Origin of the sequence: Pseudoroseomonas cervicalis ATCC 49957, assembly GCF_000164635.1 — a bacterium.
Classification (GTDB): Bacteria; Pseudomonadota; Alphaproteobacteria; order Acetobacterales; family Acetobacteraceae; genus Pseudoroseomonas; species Pseudoroseomonas cervicalis.
On record NZ_GG770787.1, the window covers coordinates 1 to 2211 of the forward strand.

Below are 2211 nucleotides of genomic sequence, written 5' to 3' on the forward strand. Positions count from 1 at the left end.
CCGGCCTCGGCTGAGGCGGCGGTGCCGGCGTGCCCTGGCCGCCGGACGCGCCGCCGGCCAGACGGCCATCCAGCGGCAGGGAGAGCCCCATCGGGCGTGCCGCGCGCCTCTGACAGAAAAAGGCCCGGGGATCGCTCCCCGGGCCTTCGCCGTTCCGGCGGGCTGCTCAGCCCTGCTTCAGATGCTCGAGCAGCTTGGTCATGGCGCCATTCTTGTCGGTGCCGTCGATCGCCGCGACCTCGGCGGCGAGGCGATCCATGGCCAGCTCGTAGATCTGCCGCTCGGAGAAGGACTGGTCCGGCTGGCCGGCATTGCGGTGCAGGTCGCGCACCACCTCGGCGATCTGCACCGGGTCGCCGCTGTTGATCTTCTGCTCGTATTCCTGGGCGCGGCGCGACCACATGGTGCGCTTGATGCGGGCGCGGCCCTTCAGCGTCTCCATCGCCTCACCCATGCGGTCGCCGCCGGCGAGCTTGCGCAGGCCGGAGGAGGCCGCCTTGTTCAGCGGCACCCGCAGCGTCATGCGGTTCTCCTCGAAGGTGACGATGATCACCTTCAGCTCGGTGCCGGCGACCGCCATGCTCTCGATGCCCTGCACTTGGCCGACGCCATGGGTCGGGTAGACCACATGGTCGCCCGCCTTGAACTCGCTGCCCTGGTTGCCGAGCGGCTTGGGCGGCGGCGCCGGCCGCGCCGGGCCGGCGGCCACGCCCTCGGTGGGCGAGGGGGCCTGGGTCTCGGCCATGCCGGGGCGGCGTCCGGGAAGGGGGCGGGGGGAGGGCCTGGATTCGGCCGCGGCCGGCTCGGGTTGCGTCGTGGTGGATTTCGCGCCGGCGGGTGGCTTCATCCGCTCTCAACTCCTGCAGACCGAGGGGGCCGGCATCACAACCTGGCAACCGGCGGGCCGTTGCACGTCCAGGCGCGCTGGCGGGGTCGGGGGCCGGTGCCGGCGCGTCATGCGGCCGGAAGGCGGGCGGCGCGCCGAAGCGAGGCGGGCAGCCCTGCCCATTGCCAACAAATAGCACAAAACCGTGCGGCCGTCACCCCGCGCGCGGCGGGGGGCGGCCATCGGTCCCGGTCAGGGCAGAGCTGGCGTGGCGGCGCCGGGCCGGCGGGGCGGTCGCCCCGCCCGGCTCAGGGCTCGCCCGGCTTGGGGTCGAACAGCGCCTTCTTGTCCGGCTTGCCGTTCCACGCCTCGGCATCCTCCGGCGCCTCGCCCTTGCGGGTGATGTTCGGCCATTGCTGGGAATAGGTGCGGTTCAGCTCGGCCCAGTCGGCTGCCTTGTCGTCGCTGTCGGGGAAGATCGCCTCGGCCGGGCATTCGGGCTCGCACACGCCGCAATCGATGCACTCATCCGGGTGGATGACCAGCATGTTCTCGCCGACATAGAAGCAATCGACCGGACAGACCTCGACGCAGTCCATGTACTTGCAGCGGATGCAGTTCTCGGTGACGACGTAAGCCACGGTCCGGATTCCTCTGTGCCCGCCCCGCCGGGGGCGCCCTGCGCGGCGGTCTTCGCGCGCGCGAGACATGGCGCCTGCGGCAGATCGGCGCAACCGCCTTTGTTGCAGGGGAGACCCCTGCGCGGGCTCCGCCCGCGGCGCCCTGGGATGAAGCGTGGCGGGCGGCCAGCCGGGGCGCGGGCCGCCCGGCCTGTGCGGGCGGCAGGACGCCGCTCAGTCCTCGTCCCGCTCCCCGGCCTCGGGCGTGCCACGGGACGTCCCCGGGGCCTCGCCCCCGGTCAGGTCCTCATACAGCGCCCGCGCCTCGGGCGCCGGGCCGCGCCGCCCGGCCAGGGCCAGGATGCGCCAGACGCGGATGCGACCCTGCTCGGCGCTGCCCAGCGCCAGCGTCAGCACATCGCCGGGCCGCAGCTTCGCGTGCGGCTTCTCCACCGGCTGCCGGTTGAGGCGGAAGCGGCCGCGCTCGACCAGCCTGGCGCACTCGCCCCGCGTCTTGGCGACGCGCGCGCACCACAGCCATTTGTCGAGTCGCTGCCAGTCCCGGTCCTCGGTCTCCGGCAAGGTGGCGCCCCCTTACTCCTTGCCCAGCTTCAGCCGGGCCAGCACGGCGAAGGGGCTGTCCGGATCCGGACCCTTGCCCTTGGCGTTGCCGCCATCGAAGGAGAAGGAGCGCGGCTCCTGCCGGTCGTCGCGCGGGGGGCGGCGGTCGCGCCGGTCGCCCCGCTCGCCGCCACGGTCCGGGCG

3 protein-coding genes are annotated in these 2211 nt (G+C 73.6%); all 3 read right to left on the reverse strand.

Annotation, left to right across the window (positions count from 1 at the left end):
* Positions 1 to 166: 166 nt before the first annotated feature.
* Positions 167 to 745 (reverse strand): CarD family transcriptional regulator, encoded by a 579-nt coding sequence (locus tag HMPREF0731_RS18975; RefSeq protein WP_157136244.1) that lies wholly within the window; start codon positions 743 to 745, stop codon positions 167 to 169.
* A 389-nt stretch (positions 746 to 1134) separates the two neighbouring features.
* A complete protein-coding gene (fdxA, locus tag HMPREF0731_RS18980; RefSeq protein ID WP_007005824.1) occupies positions 1135 to 1467 on the reverse strand; it encodes a ferredoxin FdxA in 333 nt (110 codons plus the stop codon).
* 213 nt (positions 1468 to 1680) lie between these two features.
* Positions 1681 to 2028: an RNA-binding S4 domain-containing protein gene (locus HMPREF0731_RS18985; RefSeq protein WP_007005825.1), complete on the reverse strand. Its 348-nt coding sequence runs from the start codon at positions 2026 to 2028 to the stop codon at positions 1681 to 1683.
* Positions 2029 to 2211 lie beyond the last annotated feature (183 nt).